Genomic DNA, 1,180 nt, shown 5'->3' on the forward strand with positions numbered 1-1,180 from the left:
TTTCAAGACCGCGAATCAGCGGATTTATATTAACCCCTATTAACAGCCCAAGCAAAATGCCTAAGACAGCGCCTATAACGCCGGTAAGGAAACTGCCCCAAAGAAAAATATTTGTAACGCCCTTTACGTTCGCCCCGGAAACTTTTAGGATGGCGATATCCCTGTTTCTTTCAAGGGCGAGCATGCTTGTGGAAGAAGAAACATTAATCGCGGCGACGATAACAATTAACGCCATGATAAATAAAAGAAGCTGCCTTGTTGATTCATAAGAGCTGTACTGCGAGCGTAAAAGATCTTTCCATGTGTATATTGTGCAACCGGGATCCAAATCTTCGTACAAGGTATACATAAAAGAATCCGCTTTTTTATAAGGATCGTCGATCTTGACAATCATGCTGAACGAAGACTGTTCCGGGGACAGGGCGCGCTTTCCGCCTTCAAAACTTATAATGCACCATAAAGCGTCAAGCTCGTTGTAGCCGCATGACACTATGCCCTTTACTACAAAGGAAGTTGTTGATGGAAGCTGGCGACCGCTTGAATTTTTTATCGTCATAAGCCTTACGGTATCCCCTATCTTCGCGCCTGTATTGATCGCAAGAGTTACGCCTAAAATAATATCACGGTCTGTTTCCGGTTTTTGTTCGCCATAAACAACTTTTAAAAAACGCTGGCTGCCGGGATCCGTCCAAAACGAAGGTTCTATGGCGCGGACGGTTACCCCCCGATTTTCCGTTTTTTCCCGCCAACACTCCAGTACTGCGCATTTACGGCCATATTCCTTTTACGCCGTCCATTTTTTTTATTATTTCCATCGTTTGCTTGTTTTCTTCCGGTAAATACGATTCATAAACCTGCAAATGCCCGGTTCCCAACTCTATATAGCGGTCCGTTATCCCCCTGATCATGCCGTCCGCGACTATCAATGTTACGATAATCGGGATAAGGCTGACGGCTATCCCAGTCGCCGCCCCGCGAAGATAGCGCCCCCCTTCATTCGCCCTTCCCCACAGATACCTTATAGCGATAAAAAATGCGGCTCTCTTTTTCAAAATATCTGCCCCTGCGACAATTGTCCGTTTTCAAGAATAAGACGCACGGACGCCCTTGCCGCCGTTTTTTCATCATGCGTTACAACAATTAAGGTTTTTCCCCTTTTTTGCGCGGCTTCATACAATAG

2 protein-coding genes are annotated in these 1,180 nt (G+C 45.7%); both read right to left on the reverse strand.

Annotated features, from left to right (window positions below):
* The coding region (locus ACYVTD_RS13420; RefSeq protein WP_461248238.1) for an ABC transporter permease at window positions 1-556 on the reverse strand (556 nt) is incomplete at its 3' end.
* Between the two features lie 211 nt (window positions 557-767).
* Entirely contained in the window at window positions 768-1,052 is a 285-nt protein-coding gene (locus ACYVTD_RS13425) for a hypothetical protein (RefSeq protein WP_461248239.1), read from the reverse strand.
* Window positions 1,053-1,180 lie beyond the last annotated feature (128 nt).

Source organism: Treponema sp. R6D11 (genome assembly GCF_054786075.1).